The organism is Fodinibius salipaludis, assembly GCF_002287075.1.
Taxonomy (GTDB): Bacteria; Bacteroidota; Rhodothermia; order Balneolales; family Balneolaceae; genus Fodinibius; species Fodinibius salipaludis.
Window position 1 is genome coordinate 1 of the sequence record NZ_NSKE01000005.1, and the last position, 16,813, is coordinate 16,813.

Below are 16,813 nucleotides of genomic sequence, written 5' to 3' on the forward strand. Positions count from 1 at the left end.
CTCAACCAACTCGATCAGCTCTTCGTCGTCGACCAGGTCGGTCTTGTTCATAAAGACCACAATCTGCGGGACGCCTACCTGGCGGGCCAGCAGAATATGCTCGCGGGTCTGCGGCATCGGGCCGTCGGTGGCTGCTACCACCAAGATCGCCCCGTCCATCTGGGCTGCTCCCGTCACCATGTTCTTCACGTAGTCGGCGTGGCCCGGGCAGTCCACGTGCGCGTAGTGACGCGACTCGGTTTCGTACTCGACGTGCGCCGTCGAGATCGTAATACCCCGTTCTTTCTCCTCGGGGGCGTTGTCAATGTCGACAAACTGCTTGGCTACCCCGCCGTGGTGCTTGGCCATTACGGTCGTAATCGCCGCCGTCAGGGTCGTCTTCCCGTGGTCTACGTGACCTATCGTTCCTATGTTTACATGTGGCTTGTTTCGCTGAAATGTCTCTTTTGCCATGAGTAAATAAGTTTACAGTTAAATGTTCAGAATCACATCAATAATTATTTCTGCACTTGCAGAGCCGTTAGTCGGAATTGAACCGACGACCCCTTCCTTACCATGGAAGTGCTCTACCCCTGAGCTATAACGGCTTGTGCGTATCCCGCATGGGGCTGAGCGGGCGACCGGAGTCGAACCGGCAACATTCACCTTGGAAGGGTGACACTCTACCAATTGAGTTACGCCCGCTTAGTGTGGGGGGAGCAGGATTCGAACCTACGAAGGCTCACGCCAACAGATTTACAGTCTGCCCCAGTTGGCCACTTTGGTATCCCCCCCGCGAAATCAGTATGTCAAATTTAATTCGACCAAGCTTTCCAAACACCCGACAAACCAAGTGAGCCAGCGACCGGATTCGAACCGATGACCGGCTGTTTACAAGACAGCTGCTCTACCCCTGAGCTACGCTGGCTTATCGAGTCTTTTCCATATTTAGGCCGACGTTCCAATGCAACAATCAGCCCTTGGCCGAAAGACTCCAAAACTAAGTACAGTTTTTATTTTTGTCAACACAAAATTACTAATTAAATCTTTTTTCTCAGTAACTCCCAAAAATCCATCAATTCGGGCTCCGCTTGTTGTAGTAATAGACTATCAGCTTAATTATTATAAATATAGCTATACCTGCTAAAATAATTCTTCCATAAATAGAGAGGTATTTTCCAATAAGTTGCCAATTCTCGTGCACGATCCACCCAAAGCCAAGCAAAATGCCATTCCATAAAAGAGAACTTATCGTTGAATAAATAATAGTACCACTAATATGGGTATGACTTAGCCCCGCTGTTAATGAAATAACGGATCGCGTTCCGGCTAAAAAACGATTTGCCAAAATTACACCCATTCCCCATCGTTGCATCCACGACCGAACCTTGTTGATATATTTTAACGGAATAAATCGAAGAAGCCAGAATTGTTTCTTCTTTTGCTGAATTAGCCTACCCCACCGGCTGCCAATCCAATACATACTCATAAAACCTATCACCGAAGCAATAGTGGTAAGCAGTAAAATCGGTACCAAACCGATAACTGATTCCGCAGCTAAATATCCGCCAAAAGCAACTAAGACGTCACCAGGTATAGGAGGCACGATATTTTCAACGTAGGCCACCATGAAAAAAACTAAGTAAATACTTAACGGGGGAAGCGTATTTATAAACTGAACGGCCTCTTGAATAAATTGGTCTACCATGATTAACTCCCTGTTAGCAATACCACGGCCCTTGCCGAGATACCTTTGCCCTTACCTTCAAATCCTAATCTTTCAGAGGTTGTTGCCTTTACCGATACCTGACCAACATCAACTTTTAGATCCTTCGCAATAACTTGACGCATCTCATCTATATAAGATGATAGTTTAGGTTGTTCAGCTACCACTGTAGCGTCAATATTTCCAATGGAAAACTCCTTTTCCTCAACGAGTGTTAAAGCATCTCGAAGCAGTACCCTACTATCTATATCTTTAAAATCTTCGGAAGTATCCGGAAAGTGACTCCCCAAATCCCCCAAGGCACAGGCGCCGAGCAAAGCATCCGTGATGGCATGTAGCAAGACATCGGCATCAGAATGGCCGGACAAACTTTTTTCAAACGGAATCTCTACGCCCCCTAAAATAAGCGGACCACCGTCTTCAAACCGGTGTACATCGTATCCATATCCGATGCGCATCTTATCCATCTTTTTTAATTAGCAATTTTGCAAGCTGCAAATCCAACGGGTATGTAATCTTAAAATTGGATCGATCTCCCTTCACCATTTTTACCGTAGCTCCCAATCTTTCCACCAAAGAGGCATCATCTGTTCCAACAAAATCATCTTGGATTGCCTGGTTATATGCCTGAACAAGCAGAGCTTTCTGAAAAATTTGTGGGGTTTGGGTCTGCCATAAAAATTTTCGCGATGGTGTTTCTTTAATTTGCTGCTGATCATCAATCCTCTTGATCGTATCTTTTGCCGGAACCCCCAATACAGCTCCTCCATATTCCTCGGCCGTATCACAGCATTTTTGGATATGCTGTAGCTTCACAAAAGGCCGAACGGCATCATGAACTATCACAAGGTCGGTCTCTGAAACTTTCTGCAAAGCATTATATATAGACTCCTGGCGTGTCTTTCCGCCTACCAGGCAACGGCCATTTATCTGTGGTGGAAGCATCTTTCCAAGAATACTTTCCGCTTTCTCCAAAAAAGATTCTGAAGTAGCAACAAAAATCTGTTGCAATCCATCGAGCGGTAAAAAACAACGGATAGTCTGCTCCAGAATAGTACAGTTCTCCAGTTGCAAAAAAGGTTTGGGGGTATTCTTCTGCATACGACTTCCTACCCCCGCAGCCGGAATAATAAGTGCTTTCGTAGTCACAGCTTAGAGGATCAGTATTGAATCACCGAAAGCAAAGAAACGATAATCCTTTTCCTGTGCTTCCTCATAAGCTTCCATCAGAAAATCATAGCCGGCAAAAGCAGCACCCAACATCAACATTGTAGACTCGGGACGATGGAAGTTAGTGATGACCCCTTCAGTTATTTTAAAATCGTAGGGTGGAAAGATAAATTTATCCGTCCAGCCTGTACCCGGTTTCGAAATACCGCTTGCGGTGATACTTGTCTCAATAGTTCGCACCGAAGTCGTGCCACAACCTACAACCTTGCGATCCTCATCGGCCAAAGCTTCATTAATTTTAGACGATGTTTCCTCGGATATATAATAGTTTTCGGAATCTGTGCGATGTTTTGTCAAATCTTCCACTTCGCACGGGCGGAATGTCCCCCATCCGATATGCATGGTAATCGGCAGCATCTCAACACCTTTATCCTCCAATTTCTCAACCAGCTCCTCAGTAAAGTGCATAGCCGCAAAAGGCGCTGCTACTGAACCACGCTCTTTGGCAAAAATTGTCTGGTATTGCTCCTTGTCTTCTTCCCTTGCTTCACGCTCAATATACGGGGGCAGCGGCATCTCACCGATATTATCTAAAATATGATACAACTCTTCGTTTGACCCCTCAAAAAGAAAACGAATCGTTCGGCCGCGAGAGGTCGTATTATCAATGACCTCGGCCATCAGGTTGGGTCCAAAGTACAATTTGTTGCCTATACGAATTTTACGTGCAGGCTCAACCAACACATCCCAAAGCATATTTTCCGGCACAAGTTCCCGAAGCAAAAACACCTCAATGTCGGCATCCGTTTTCTCCTTCTTACCCTTCAGCCGTGCGGGAAAAACTTTTGTGTTATTATAAATTAGAACGTCTCCCTCGTCCAGATATTTGTGAATATCAGCAAATGTTTCATGTTTGATGGATTGATCTTCTCGATTTAAAACCATCAGCTTAGCAGCATCACGAGGCTGCACAGGTTCGTCGGGGACATTAAAATCTTCTGTATCAAATTTAAAATCGGTAAGTTTCATTATCGAACTATGGGCTTTTATTTGTTTTCCTTAACCGGTATTTTGGTCAGATTCAAAGCGTTCCAAATATACTCTATTTTATTCCGTTGGACAAACGGCAATATTTAGCATGGAGGTGTGCCAGAGCGGTCGAATGGGGCGGTCTCGAAAACCGTTGAACCTTTGGGTTCCGGGGGTTCGAATCCCTCCACCTCCGCTTACCCCACCAATCCTGTCGATTATTTGTCCGTCGACAAAACTTGTTTATTAGACTTTTCTGCAGTGTATGAAAATTGTCAATTATCATCCTCAGCTCTTTATCTTAGATGAAGACTTTATTATAATTATACTTTCTTTAAGAGGTAATCGTTATATTAGCTCTTAAGAGATTAAAAATAGATATCTGTCTTATGATGAAAAAAACAGCATTTATATCAACGGTAAGTTTAGTCGTTTTATTTTTGATTGGGCTAAGTTCCGCATCTCATGCGCAATTAAGGTCAGACGCTAACAATAGTTCTGAACTAATGGGTCCCATTGTCAAACAAAATGATCCCAGCCAAGGAGCAGATCTGAGCAACCTATTTAACATGCAGATGGACCACTCCTATTCGATGATGTTCTCGAGCGCTGGCGGACAGTTCCAAAACATGAACGCCTATACCAACACCATGCACTTCTTCTTTTCTGAAGATTTAACCGGACGAGTAGACCTATCATTACTACATTCACCGTTTGGTAATAATATGATGTCTCCAAACTCCAACAACGGCATGGATACCCAGTTTTTAATCCGTAACGCTGAACTTAATTATCAAATCAGCGACCGGAGCAATATTAGCATTCAATTCCAGCAGGTGCCCAACTATGGATATGGAATGAACCCATGGTCTTCGGGTATGCGTCATAACCCTTTCGGATCACCATTCCACGATCGCAATTTTTGAGTTTCGGACATAATAATTAATGACATCAAAGAATAGCGAAACGAATTCTTTTGCTTTAAATGCAACCATCGGCTTCTTAAGCCTCCTGCTGGCACTCCTCATCTTCGGATTATTTACACGTATTGTCTATCCGCGTATTGAAAATCAGCGAGCAACAAATAATCCGGAATTAATTGGGGATATTATACAACTTGAGGTCTTGAACGGTTGCGGCGTTCCGGGCCTTGCCAATGATTTTACATCCGCTTTGCGTAAAAACGGTTTTGATGTAGTTGAAACCGGGAACTTTAAAAACTTTGACATGCAAAATACGGTTGTTATTGCCCGTACCTTTGATACAAAAAATGCTAAGCGCGTTGCCGACGCCCTTGGCATCGCAGAGGAACATGTTTTCATAGAAGCCTCAGAAGACTTTTATCTGGATGCCACCGTGGTAATCGGTTCTGATTACAAATCACTCAAATTATAACAAATACTATATGACAAATACATCTCCTCAAACTAATCAACAGTTTAGCAGCTCCAATGACCAAAAAACGGTTGATTCTGATAAACTCATTGAAGTCATTGGTGAAGCCCTCCTTGACCGAAAGGCCGAAGATATCACTGTATTGGACGTGCATGAATTAACAACACTGGCCGATAAATTTGTTATCTGTCATGCTAACACGGACGTGCAAATTAAAGCAATTGCCGATAACGTCAATAAAGAAACGAAAGAGCAGCTCAATGAAAAAGCCTGGAAAGAAGAGGGGCGAGAATCGCGCCGATGGGTTATTCTTGATTACGTAAATGTTGTGGTTCATATCTTTAAAAAAGAACTGCGGGAATATTATGCTCTTGAACGAATGTGGAATGATGCTCCTATGCGAAAAATAGAAGATCATCAATAACGTGAGATTATTTCTTTACACTATAACGGCTTTTGCTTTAATAATCGGCTGTGCTTCATCATCACAAAAAAGTGATAATGTGGAATCCTATGAAAATCTGGTGACCATCCAGAAACCTGATGATGAACCACATCAGCAATCAAAAGTGTATATCGATTCTGTTAAAAAGGTCACGAATAACGATGAGCTGGCACTGGTGATCAACGGAACCTTTCCGGATGCCTGTACAAAGCTCCAACATGTTACTCATCGCACTGCCGGTGACTCGCTGTATTTGGACATAAAAGCCTGGCGCAATCCTGACATGATGTGCTCACAGGTGCTCACTCCTTTCTCCTATGTCTATGACAGCATCACAGAAAAAGAACTAAACAGTCACGCAGAAGTAATTATTAACGGTAGCTCTTACAGTTTATAATTTATTATGGCTAAAAGCGTCCTCATTACCGAACCCATTATTCCATCCGTAATTGAAAAACTTGAAAAACGGTATCAGGTAGATGTAGGAGAACCAGGCACTTATAATGACGAGCAAATCCTGGCTGATGATATCCCCGCTTATGATGCATTGCTTCCAATGCTCTCCAATCCGGTCACTGAAAAAGTTATTGCCGCGGGTTCGAATCTTGAGATTATTGCTAATCATGCGGTAGGCTATAACAATATCGACCTTGAAGCTGCTCAAAAACACAACGTAGCCGTGGCAAATACGCCGGACGTACTTACCGATTCCTGCGCAGAATTTACGCTCGGACTCATGCTGGCCGTATCGCGTCGCCTGTTTGAAGCCCAAAAATACCTTTTAGAGGGAAAATTCAATAACTGGGAACCGCTCGGTTTTCTTGGAAAAGAACTCAACGACAGTACACTTGGCGTCATTGGTATGGGACGTATCGGTACAGGGGTAGCTCGCAGGGCAAAAGCCCTGGGGATGGATATCATCTATCACAACCGTAGCAAAGTGGATCCTGACCTGGAACAAGAACTCGACGCTCAATACTGCTCAACTGTGCAAGAACTTGTCAAACAATCGGATATTGTAACGCTTCACTGCCCACTCACCGATGAAACACATCATTTGATAAATGAGGAAATTCTCTCCTTAATGCCGGAAGACACAATTTTAATCAACACTTCACGGGGAGCTGTGGTTGACGAGGAGGCTCTTGCCCATGCCCTGCACAATGGATCTATTGGAGGCGCAGGTCTTGATGTCTTTGAAAACGAACCGGAATTACATCCCAAACTTAAAACAGCACCCAATTGCATTCGAACCCCCCATATAGCCAGTGCTAGCTTTCAAACCCGTAAAGCCATTGGCATGCTTGCCGCTGATGCCATCATTGGAATTTTAGAAGGCAAACCAACCTCAGAAATTCCCAACTTGATTCAGCCTTAATTTCGGTTCATATTCCGTATCACGGAACCGATTGATGTGGTTATGATGAACTTCTCGACAAAAAAACAACTATACCGCTGGCTTGGCTGGTCGCTGCTGGCTTTGCTTTTGACTCTACTGCTTCTTGAAGGGTGGCGGTATGGCGTAAAACCATCACCCACAACCAACAAAGAAGTCATTGAAAGTAGCCTTGACAGGGCTTCCAGTTACTTTCTGGAAAAACAGAAGCAACTGTTGTCCGATTCGGAAAATCTTGCAAGCACCCTTCAAGCGCCTCTTCTTCAAAACAGATCCGACCAATATCTTTATAATACATTAAATCAGATTTCCAATCTGTGGAGTGCAGCACTATATCATGATAATGAACCTATCATATGGAGGGGATTTGCGCTTCAAAATATTACACACGTTCAAAATCGAGATCCATCTACTCCTGATCTCATCCTTAAGAGACATAACAATGCAATTTACTGGGAATGCCATATCCCGTTTAGCATCCAAGACAGTTCGGGCACCATCAGCTACGATCTATTTACAACCTATCGCATCCAACAAAATAACCCACTTTCTATTGGGGGAGAAAGTGAATTCAACCTGTTTAATTCTGATAATTTCTCAACTTCGTATCCGCTTGATTTTAGCATTTTTAGTGATCCTCCTGCTCAAACCGTCCAAAGTAAGACCTTAACAAATTTGCAGGGCGATTCGGTTGGTGTGGTTTACGCTACCGCTGATGAATTTGAACAAACACAAGCAGAGTGGGAAGAGAACACTACCTTCTGGCGATCGATCTTTGCGATCCTCAGCTTTATACTCATAATTTCGATTCTCTTTGCAGCTGCCGAACATCTTTCGTTGTGGAAAGCCTTACTGGTACAACTTTTGTTCGTCATTGCTGGATGGACAATTTTCTCGTATTCCGATTTATTATCCTACTGGATACTTTCTATATCTTCTTCGGGAAATACGGAGTGGATTAACTTAGTCACTAATTTAAGTGCTTCATTTACCAATGCTGCCTTTGCCCTTATTGCCTCTTGGGCAACAACACGAAAACTGCAGGAATACAAACACGAGCTCAAAGCCGACTGGTATTTAAGCGTCATCAGTTTAGCCAGTATTTTTGGCGTTGTTAATGCACTGGCCATTCTCAGTTTCTTTAAGATGCTTTTCCAGGCAGCCAATAATACAGCTGTTGCTACTCTTGACCTCCGTATCTTCCCTGAGCCCGGAACGATTATTTTATACTTGGTTCTTGGATTAGCCACCTTAGCTGCCGGTAATATACTCATCGTATTAAATCGTATGCTATTTCGATTTTCCCGGGAGCATCTCAAGCTAACTTCGTCCGTTCTATCAGCCAGTTTTTTCATTAGTCTATTTATTGCCCAGCTGTTTATTCCCGAACGATTTATTTTTAACTGGATGTTCTACAGCAGCATTATGGGATTTGCCATCGTGCTGATGACTGCTTTTGCCTATGAAAAAAATGTGAGTCAACTAACTCATAAGTCCCGATTAAGAAAATCAATTATCGGATCTTTTTTAATAGCTACTGTCTGTTTACCGGTATTATATCAGGCAGCGCTCAATAGTACTGATCATAAACTTTGGCAACGCGCATCAAGCTATGCCCAGGAAGAAGATCATTTCGCAGAAAACCTTACCCGCAACTTGCTTATCAAGCTTGAAGAACGTTTTCGAGGCATTACTGCAAAAGATCTGCAAGAAAACAGATCCAATCTACAAACCCGATTTACCCAAACAATACAAAATTATATCTCTCCCAGAAGTAACACATATTCGTTAAACCTTCAGTTTGTTAACTCATCAGGAGAGCTGATCGGTGATTATGCCACTGATCTTAACTCACCAAACTGGGTAAACAGATATAATATATCTACGCTACAGGTCGTCACTGAAATTGAACAGATTACAAAATCCACCATCCGGCCGGTCGTCCAAATGCCGCAGCTCATCAACCAACAAGAGTATCGTACCTTTTATCGCGGATGGATTCCTGTATTTGGAATTTCAGATCAAGAGCCTATTGCCTGGATTCTTTGCTCGGTATACCAGGAACGTCCGGAGTACAATAAGCCCATTCGTACGGTTATGTCCAGGCTTAGCTTTGATGATTTAAACACTCCTTATCTTTTGCAAAAATTCCAAGACGGAAAACTTGTAAACTCGGTACAGCAGGGCTTTACCAACTATTTTCCAAAGTATCGTACCTTAGAACAGAACCAACTTAACGCTTTGCAAAACGATACCCTCATCCATGTAACAGAACAAACAGATACTTTTTCCTATCGTACCTTGTTTTGGAATGAGTCCCAAAATAATATCATCAAAGCAAGTACTACCCTCCCCGGTTATCGAGTTATCTTATTTTCATTTTTCCGTTTCAGCTTTTTCTTACTGTTGATAAGTGGAGTGGTTTTAATAATAAAACAGGTACTCCCAAAATTTACTTTCCAGTTTCTCGGCTCTAACGTGCGTTTTCAGGATCGCCTTATCGACAGCTTTCTTTTGGCAACGCTAATCTTTCTGGGATTCTTGATTGCTTCATCACATTACGCTATTAAACAGCAAAACCGTGATATCGTACGGCAAGAATTGGTTGATAAGCTTGAACGGCTATCCAGCTCCATCGAGTCGGACCAAGTAATTCGCAACAAAAGCCAAGTTGGTTCTTCGTTTTCATTGGACTCTTTAACCACCCCACTTGATGTAGATGCCAGTTTTTACACGGGACAAACCGTTACCGAAACCACCACTCCACAGATCTATCAGCAGCACCTTTTACCAGCCGCCCTACCCTACGACATCTATCATCAGCTAAATAATCGAAACCGTCAAGAAGCTTACTCAAACGTACAGCTGGCCGGACAGAACCTGCTTATAGGTTATCGCGCCATCCTAAATAATCAAAATGTACCGGTGGCTACTATCGCCATTCCTACATTTTTGGAATCTCCGAAATACGACCAGCAACTGCTCGAAACCATCAGCTATCTTATTCTGGTTTATCTGTTTGTATTTGGATTATTTATCCTTGCCTCGACCTTTATATCAAAACAACTCACACGCCCATTGGTTTATATCCAACGAGGTTTGAACAAAATATCAGGCGGTGATCTCGACACCACTATTCCCGTTACCAGCAACGATGAAATCGGGAATCTGGCCAAAGCTTACAACAACATGGTTTCGCGACTTAAAAAACTTCAAAAAGAGTTGGCCACCGCCGAACGCGAAGCTGCCTGGAAAGAGATGGCCCAGCAGGTAGCCCATGAGATTAAGAATCCGCTTACACCAATGAAGCTTAATGTTCAACACTTAGAACGACAGCTCAAAAGCGATAGCCAAAATCCTGAAGAGCTTAAAAAACGGGTACAACAAATTACCTCTAATTTGATTGAGCAAATTCAGTCACTCAGCAATATTGCCTCTGACTTTTCAAAGTTCTCTCAACCTCTAACCGAGGATTTTAAAGAAGTTAATCTAAAAACTATTTTAGCTTCGGTCGCCAAACTCTATGAGCACGACGAAAAAGTTACTATTACTCTGAAAACACCCCAACATCCCGTACAGGTTCAAGGTATACCGGATGAGTTAAAGCGTATCATCATCAACCTCGTTAAAAATGCTTACGAAGCCATGCCCGATGAGAACGGAGAAATTGTACTCCGCCTATATTACCATCAGAAAAATGCATTTATTGAGGTAGAAGACAACGGTAGCGGCATTGCCGAAGAAGATCGCCCCAATATTTTTGTCCCCAACTTCTCGACTAAATCCAGCGGTACCGGTCTGGGACTGGCAATCTGTAAAAAGATTATCGAAGCGCACGAAGGCAGCATCAGTTTTGCCTCAGTTGAAGGTGAAGGCACCACCTTTGTGATTAAGTTGCCCCAAAAATAACATCCGGCCTCTGCTTACTTTTCCCTCTCTTTTTTTGTACCATACGCGATTCCCTGAAATAAAAAATTTCGCTTTCCTGAAGCAGTATATTCTTCAATGTTTGCTTATTTAAAGTCAGAAAAATATAACCTTCGCAAAGAAGCCGGTATTACCCTCAAGATCGGGCTGCCGGTAATTATGGCTCAACTGCTGCAAATGTCGATGAACTTTGTAGATACAGTGATGGCGGGGAATTTATCTGCACAAGATCTGGCAGCGGTAGCTGTGGGAGGTGCGGTTTTCAATCCCTTTATGATGCTGGCGGCCGGCACCCTGATGGCTCTGACGCCCGTTGTAGCACAACACGTAGGGGGACGTAATTTTGAGGAAATTGGCGTTAACGTGCGACAAGGCCTCTGGCTCTCCCTCTTTCTTGCCATCCCCATTTTTTTTCTGATCCGTAACCTCGAATTCGTAATGTATTTTCTGGACGTTACGCCAGAAATTATTCCGCTCTCACAGGGCTACTTGGATGCTATCTCCTGGGGTACTTTTGGAGTTTGCGGATATATGGCTCTTCGTTTTTTCAACGAAGGCATGTCAGCAACACGTCCGGCCATGTATTTTGCTCTGATTGGTGTCTTTGTCAATATTGGAGCCAACTATGTACTAATGTATGGCAAGCTGGGATTCCCCGAACTCGGAGCCGTCGGATGCGGATACGCCTCTTCAATTGTGGGATTTGTAATGTTTTTGGGGATGCTCCTTTTTACTATGAAACATAAACCCTACGACCGATTTGAAATATTTTCAAAATGGAGGCTTCCGGAGTGGAAATACCTAAAAGAACTCCTGCACGTTGGCGTTCCTATCGGGCTCAGCTCCACCATGGAAGTTACCATGTTCGCCTTGGTAAGCCTTTTCATGGGATCCCTAAGCGCTGTTGCCGTGGCCGGTCACCAGGTTGCGATCAACTTTTCGGCCATGACCTTTATGGTACCTTTCGGACTTTCAACTGCCATTACTACGCGCGTTGGGAATGCCATTGGTAAGGGATCTATGGTAGAAGCCCGTAAACGAGGCTATCTTGGTATTATTATGGCCACCTTTTTTATGAGTATTACTGCCATTATCATGTATCTCTTCCCGGAACTCATTACAAGCATGTATACTCAGGATGCTGAAGTACAAAAAGTAGCGGTAAGCCTGTTGTATATGGCTGCCATTTTCCAGATTTCAGATGGATTACAGGTCAGCGGGTATGGTGCACTCCGAGGACTCAAAGACACTACCGTGCCGATGGCCGTTAATTTTGTCGCCTACTGGATGGTGGGCCTACCGCTCGGTTATTATTTAGGAATCATTCGCAATATTGGCCCGCAGGGGCTCTGGATGGGACTTATTGCCGGTCTTACGATTGCAGCCATCTTGCATAACATTCGATTCTATCTGCTCACCAAAAAATAACCTACAATTAGGAATTCGGAATTTTTACCACAAAATTAGGGTATTAATAGAGTACATACTCTAACCCTTTAATTTAATGGTAGATGGCAGCTTACATCCAAAATATTTCCACGGTGGTCCCGGAGCGCTCCTATGATCAGTCTTTTTTGCGCGACCGCATGAAAGAATACATCAGCGATAAAGAAATAACACAGCGAATCATCCATCGTATTTACTCAAAATCAGGTATAAACAAGCGCCATACCGTTATTCCTGATTTTAACACCAACGGTGATCCTCGATTTTTCTTTCAGGAAGATGGCACTCTGAGCGTACCCTCTACCGGAACCCGCAACGAACTTTACACCCAAAAAGCCAAAGAGCTTTTTGTAGAAACAGCTCGGCAAACCATCGACGAGAATCAATCGGTAGATCGTGAACACATCACGCACGTTATTACGGTATCCTGTACGGGATTTTTTGCTCCGGAACCCGGGTTCGAAATCATCCAACAACTGGGATTATCACCGTCTACCCAACGTTTTCACCTTGGCTTTATGGGATGTTTTGCCGCCTTCCCCGCTATGAAAATGGCCAAAGCTTTCTGTGAGTCTCAACCTGATGCAAACGTACTCATTGTTTGCCTCGAACTCTGCTCTATTCACCTGCAACCTTCAGAAGTTACCGATAATTTAATTTCAGCATCCGTATTTGCCGACGGCGCTGCCGGTGTCATAATCAGTAAAGACAAACCCACAAAAACTAACAGTTTTGAACTGACACAGTTTGCCACATCCATCGCTCAAGAAAGTGAAAAAGATATGGCCTGGACAATTGGCGATACCGGCTTTGATATGGTATTATCTACCTACGTACCGGATATTATCGAGGCAAATCTCGATCAATCTATCCAGCCGCTGTTCACGGATTATCAGCTCACTGCTGATGATATCAATCACTGGGCACTCCATCCCGGCGGACGTGCAATTCTTGATAAAGTACAACAAAGCTTTGGGCTTTCAGAAGAGCAAATATCACCATCGCGAAAAGTATTGGCTGACTACGGAAACATGAGCAGCGCAACAATCCTGTTCGTACTGAAAGAATTATTAAGTCGGCCGGCTTCCAAAAAACAAGAAGCTGTTCTGGCGATGGCTTTTGGCCCGGGCTTAACTATCGAAAGCGGACTACTTCAAAAAAATCAGGTGAGCTGATGCCTCTGTCCCTATCTCAACGAGATACCGACAGTAAAGAGCGCATGGATGATCCCCATTGCAATGTCGTAAAACTACAAAATACCTATCGGCAGTTTAGCCGGATCAATTCATTGATATCGCGTTGGCGGCATATTTATGAGCAATTTATTCGTCCACATCTTGATCAATATTCGCAATTCACCTTTCTGGATATCGGCTTTGGCGGAGGGGATATCCCTATAGAGTTAGCCGAGTGGTTGAAAAAAGACGGAATAAACTTCAAAATTACAGCTATCGATCCCGATCCCCGGGCTATAGAATTTGTACAAACCCTTGAACTGTCCACGAACATAGAATTCTTGCAATGCGGACTCTCAGAATTAAATCCAGATGCACAACAGTTCGACTTCGTTCTATCCAACCATTTGATCCATCATCTGGATGAACAGAAACTTTTATCCATACTGCCGCAGGCAAAAAAGTTGTGCTCAAAATCGATCCTCTTTAATGATCTGCGCAGAAGCGATTGGGGCTACCTACTTTTCAACACCTTTTCTCGTCCCTTTTTTCGGAATTCTTTCATCACCGAGGATGGACTTACCTCCATTAAGCGAAGCTATACCCAAAAAGAATTGCAATCGATTATCCCGCCGGATTGGAATGTGCAGAACCTCTTTCCTTTTCGACTATTGATGACTTACAGACATGAATGAGGTTTCTGACACATATCAAGTAACCATTGTTGGTGGAGGCCCGGTAGGACTCTACCTGGGCTTATGTCTCGAGCAAGCAGGCATTTCGTATATCATCCTTGAAAAAAGATCGGCACCTCGTCCCGGCTCTCGGTCACTGGGCATTCATCCGGTCTCGCTGGAGTTGTTTGAGAAGTTGAATATTGTCAGCAATTTTATTCGGGAGGGAGTAAAAATCCAAACGGGACACGCTTTTGTAAATACCCAGAAAATGGGCGCACTTTCTTTCGAGCATTGTCCGAAACCGTACAACTTTATTTTAGCGCTCCCACAACACCGAACCGAATCATTGCTCGAACAAGCCTTGACGAAAAGAAATCCCAATGCTCTGCTCCGTAATGCCGAGGTCAGCACCATCACAAAACATAGCGAACATGTTGAGGTTACGTTTGACCACAACGGAAAAAGTCATACGCTCCAATCAGAATACTTGGTGGGATGTGACGGTAAAAATAGCCTGGTTCGCAGGCAAAGCGAAATCTCGTTTAAGGGCCATCACTATCCCGACACCTATATTATGGGCGATTTCACAGATAACACGCATTTTGATTCGGATGCAGCCATTTTTCTATGCGATGAGGGGCTTATTGAATCTTTCCCACTGCCCAATAACCGCCGCCGATGGGTGGTTAAAACAGCTGATTATATTGATTATGTTTCAAAAGAACAGCTGACATCAAGGGTTTTTAATAGAATTAGTCATTCATTAAGCAATACGGATCATACCATGCTTAGCAGCTTCGGCGTACAAAAATTGATAGCTCATCCTATAGTTAAAAATCGCACTATTTTAGTCGGTGATGCTGCTCATGTCATAAGCCCTATTGGCGGACAAGGTATGAATTTGGGCTGGCTTGATGCCCGTGATCTCGCAGATACATTCCCCCAGGTATTGGGCAATACCTTCCAGAAAGATATGATCCTGAACCAGTATCAAAAAAGAAGAGAACATGCCGCTAACATTGCTATCCGAAGAGCAGAAATGAACATGAAATTAGGTAGAAAAACTGCCACTCAATTTGTTCGCAAACCATTACTTGCCCTAATGCTAAAACCCCCAATATCTCAACTCATGGCAAATATTTTTACAATGCGCGGTATTGAGCAGTGGCCATTCTAACCTATTTTAAACCTTATTTATCAAAGCGAATCAAGAAAGTAGTTCCATCCCCTCGTTGAATATCTATATCTGCTTCGAGCCTGCGGATAAGTACATCAATAAGCCATCCCCCAACTGAACCCGACTCTGTAATAGAAAAATCCTCCCCGATCCCCGTTCCGTTATCCGAAACTTTAAACTCAATGGTTCCATTATCTACTTCAGCAAGCTCAATAAAAATTCTCGGATCATTAATTTCATCATCGAAAGCATGCTTATAACAGTTCACCATCAGCTCATTAAGTAATAAACCACAACTCATAGCACGGTCGGTATCCAAAAACACATCCTCGGATCTTACTTTTATCTTAATATCTCGTGAGGCGTGGGATAGGATATTCGAAATCTCCCTGGATAAACGCTCAACATATAACTTCAGCTTAATCTCATTACCGGGCTTATTATTGTATAGAAAATCATGTACTTCAGTCATCGATTTAATACGAGCCATCGTTTTCTGCAAGGTTTCTTTGGCCGTCTCATCTTTAATATCAGGCAGCTCCAATTCAATTAGAGCAGTTATGGTAGATAAATTATTCTTCAACCGATGGTGTATTTCCGTCAGCAACAGATCTCGCTCTTCCAGTTTACGTTGAACTTCCTGCAGTTCCCTGCTCCGTTCAATGGCCATTGCTACATGGTCCGCTAATGCCTCAAAAACAGGGATATTCCGATCGGAAAAATCACCATCACGCTTGTTTATTGCCTGTAAGACTCCGATCATCTTGTTATCGCTGTTCCTGAGTGGTACACAGATGATATTTTTACTAGTGAAGGTCTCAGATATATCTCCGGCAAACAGATCGCTTTTTGATACATCATTCGAATAGAATGGTTTTTTATTTTTAACAACCCAGCCACTTATTCCCTTACCCTTTTTAATTCTTTTCCCCTTAACCTCTTTCTTAACCGGCCCCGTGGGCATACTCACAATTAATTCACCGGTATTTTCATCCAAAAGCATTATTGAACTCGCTTCTGTATTCATCACGTTTTGCACAACTTCAATACTTTCCTGCAAGACGGTACGCAGTTTCACCGCCCTGTTTACGCTGCTGATATTTTTTAGCAGAATTTGAAGACTACTGCTTGTTTTTTCATCGTACGATATTTTACCGGCTATCTTATCTCTATTAGATGATGACATTTTAATCTTATACCCCAGTTAACCTAATTTATTTTGCTCTCTTATCTTTATCTATTTAATATTTTTTAAGCTTTTTTAAAAACTA

16 protein-coding genes and 5 tRNA genes are annotated in these 16,813 nt (G+C 43.1%); 11 read left to right on the plus strand and 10 right to left on the minus strand.

Annotated elements, in window-relative coordinates:
- The 9 genes from CK503_RS07520 to queA form a co-directional block, all read right to left on the minus strand.
- A partial coding sequence (locus CK503_RS07520; protein ID WP_141239900.1) for a GTP-binding protein occupies window positions 1-453 on the minus strand: 453 nt, incomplete at its 3' end.
- Between the two features lie 62 nt (window positions 454-515).
- Window positions 516-587 (minus strand) — tRNA-Thr (locus CK503_RS07525).
- Window positions 588-611: 24 nt separating this feature from the next.
- Window positions 612-684 (minus strand) — tRNA-Gly (locus tag CK503_RS07530).
- 6 nt (window positions 685-690) lie between these two features.
- A tRNA-Tyr gene (locus CK503_RS07535) sits at window positions 691-773 on the minus strand.
- Between the two features lie 62 nt (window positions 774-835).
- Window positions 836-907, minus strand: a tRNA-Thr gene (locus CK503_RS07540).
- Window positions 908-1,054: 147 nt separating this feature from the next.
- Window positions 1,055-1,687 carry a DedA family protein gene (locus CK503_RS07545; RefSeq protein WP_095606194.1) on the minus strand — a complete coding sequence of 211 codons (633 nt, stop codon included), beginning with the start codon at window positions 1,685-1,687 and terminating at the stop codon, window positions 1,055-1,057.
- 2 nt (window positions 1,688-1,689) lie between these two features.
- Window positions 1,690-2,163: a 2-C-methyl-D-erythritol 2,4-cyclodiphosphate synthase gene (gene ispF, locus CK503_RS07550; protein WP_095606441.1), complete on the minus strand. Its 474-nt coding sequence runs from the start codon at window positions 2,161-2,163 to the stop codon at window positions 1,690-1,692.
- A 1-nt stretch (window position 2,164) separates the two neighbouring features.
- Window positions 2,165-2,854, minus strand: coding sequence for a 2-C-methyl-D-erythritol 4-phosphate cytidylyltransferase (gene ispD / locus CK503_RS07555; protein ID WP_095606195.1), 690 nt, complete (start codon window positions 2,852-2,854; stop codon window positions 2,165-2,167).
- 3 nt (window positions 2,855-2,857) lie between these two features.
- Window positions 2,858-3,904, minus strand: coding sequence for a tRNA preQ1(34) S-adenosylmethionine ribosyltransferase-isomerase QueA (gene queA, locus CK503_RS07560; RefSeq protein ID WP_095606196.1), 1,047 nt, complete (start codon window positions 3,902-3,904; stop codon window positions 2,858-2,860).
- A gap of 111 nt (window positions 3,905-4,015) precedes the next feature.
- On the opposite strand from queA, the gene CK503_RS07565 reads away from it, so the two are divergent.
- The 11 genes from CK503_RS07565 (at window position 4,016) to CK503_RS07615 (ending at window position 15,542) form a co-directional block, all read left to right on the plus strand.
- A tRNA-Ser gene (locus CK503_RS07565) sits at window positions 4,016-4,100 on the plus strand.
- A 193-nt stretch (window positions 4,101-4,293) separates the two neighbouring features.
- Window positions 4,294-4,830, plus strand: coding sequence for a hypothetical protein (locus CK503_RS07570; RefSeq protein WP_255233359.1), 537 nt, complete (start codon window positions 4,294-4,296; stop codon window positions 4,828-4,830).
- A 19-nt stretch (window positions 4,831-4,849) separates the two neighbouring features.
- Window positions 4,850-5,299, plus strand: coding sequence for a LytR C-terminal domain-containing protein (locus tag CK503_RS07575; protein WP_095606197.1), 450 nt, complete (start codon window positions 4,850-4,852; stop codon window positions 5,297-5,299).
- A gap of 10 nt (window positions 5,300-5,309) precedes the next feature.
- Complete coding sequence (gene rsfS / locus CK503_RS07580) at window positions 5,310-5,723, plus strand: ribosome silencing factor (protein ID WP_095606198.1); 414 nt, start codon at window positions 5,310-5,312, stop codon at window positions 5,721-5,723.
- Window position 5,724: 1 nt separating this feature from the next.
- Window positions 5,725-6,141, plus strand: a complete 417-nt coding sequence (locus tag CK503_RS07585; protein ID WP_095606199.1) for a hypothetical protein — start codon at window positions 5,725-5,727, stop codon at window positions 6,139-6,141.
- 6 nt (window positions 6,142-6,147) lie between these two features.
- The gene (locus tag CK503_RS07590) at window positions 6,148-7,122 is read left to right on the plus strand and encodes a 2-hydroxyacid dehydrogenase (protein ID WP_095606200.1); all 975 of its coding nucleotides are present in this window, start codon (window positions 6,148-6,150) and stop codon (window positions 7,120-7,122) included.
- A gap of 42 nt (window positions 7,123-7,164) precedes the next feature.
- On the plus strand, window positions 7,165-11,049 hold the full coding sequence (locus CK503_RS07595) for a sensor histidine kinase (protein WP_095606201.1): 3,885 nt from the start codon (window positions 7,165-7,167) through the stop codon (window positions 11,047-11,049).
- 96 nt (window positions 11,050-11,145) lie between these two features.
- On the plus strand, window positions 11,146-12,495 hold the full coding sequence (locus tag CK503_RS07600) for an MATE family efflux transporter (RefSeq protein ID WP_095606202.1): 1,350 nt from the start codon (window positions 11,146-11,148) through the stop codon (window positions 12,493-12,495).
- A gap of 83 nt (window positions 12,496-12,578) precedes the next feature.
- Window positions 12,579-13,688: a type III polyketide synthase gene (locus CK503_RS07605; RefSeq protein WP_095606203.1), complete on the plus strand. Its 1,110-nt coding sequence runs from the start codon at window positions 12,579-12,581 to the stop codon at window positions 13,686-13,688.
- On the plus strand, window positions 13,688-14,383 hold the full coding sequence (locus CK503_RS07610; protein WP_095606204.1) for a methyltransferase domain-containing protein: 696 nt from the start codon (window positions 13,688-13,690) through the stop codon (window positions 14,381-14,383). The genes CK503_RS07605 and CK503_RS07610 overlap by 1 nt, the downstream gene beginning before the upstream one ends.
- Entirely contained in the window at window positions 14,376-15,542 is a 1,167-nt protein-coding gene (locus CK503_RS07615; RefSeq protein ID WP_095606205.1) for an FAD-dependent oxidoreductase, read from the plus strand. The genes CK503_RS07610 and CK503_RS07615 overlap by 8 nt, the downstream gene beginning before the upstream one ends.
- A 13-nt stretch (window positions 15,543-15,555) precedes the next feature.
- On the opposite strand, the gene CK503_RS07620 is transcribed toward CK503_RS07615, so the two are convergent.
- Window positions 15,556-16,728, minus strand: coding sequence for a histidine kinase dimerization/phosphoacceptor domain -containing protein (locus tag CK503_RS07620; RefSeq protein ID WP_095606206.1), 1,173 nt, complete (start codon window positions 16,726-16,728; stop codon window positions 15,556-15,558).
- Window positions 16,729-16,813: the final 85 nt, after the last annotated feature.

Coding starts and splice junctions, on each gene's coding strand:
- CK503_RS07545 (WP_095606194.1), bottom strand. CDS start 1,687: ATGGTAGACCAATTTATTCAAGAGGCCGTTCAGTTTATAAATACGCTT.
- ispF (WP_095606441.1), bottom strand. CDS start 2,163: ATGCGCATCGGATATGGATACGATGTACACCGGTTTGAAGACGGTGGT.
- queA (WP_095606196.1), bottom strand. CDS start 3,904: ATGAAACTTACCGATTTTAAATTTGATACAGAAGATTTTAATGTCCCC.
- CK503_RS07570 (WP_255233359.1), top strand. CDS start 4,294: ATGATGAAAAAAACAGCATTTATATCAACGGTAAGTTTAGTCGTTTTA.
- CK503_RS07575 (WP_095606197.1), top strand. CDS start 4,850: ATGACATCAAAGAATAGCGAAACGAATTCTTTTGCTTTAAATGCAACC.
- rsfS (WP_095606198.1), top strand. CDS start 5,310: ATGACAAATACATCTCCTCAAACTAATCAACAGTTTAGCAGCTCCAAT.
- CK503_RS07590 (WP_095606200.1), top strand. CDS start 6,148: ATGGCTAAAAGCGTCCTCATTACCGAACCCATTATTCCATCCGTAATT.
- CK503_RS07595 (WP_095606201.1), top strand. CDS start 7,165: ATGATGAACTTCTCGACAAAAAAACAACTATACCGCTGGCTTGGCTGG.
- CK503_RS07600 (WP_095606202.1), top strand. CDS start 11,146: ATGTTTGCTTATTTAAAGTCAGAAAAATATAACCTTCGCAAAGAAGCC.
- CK503_RS07605 (WP_095606203.1), top strand. CDS start 12,579: ATGGCAGCTTACATCCAAAATATTTCCACGGTGGTCCCGGAGCGCTCC.
- CK503_RS07610 (WP_095606204.1), top strand. CDS start 13,688: ATGCCTCTGTCCCTATCTCAACGAGATACCGACAGTAAAGAGCGCATG.
- CK503_RS07615 (WP_095606205.1), top strand. CDS start 14,376: ATGAATGAGGTTTCTGACACATATCAAGTAACCATTGTTGGTGGAGGC.
- CK503_RS07620 (WP_095606206.1), bottom strand. CDS start 16,728: ATGTCATCATCTAATAGAGATAAGATAGCCGGTAAAATATCGTACGAT.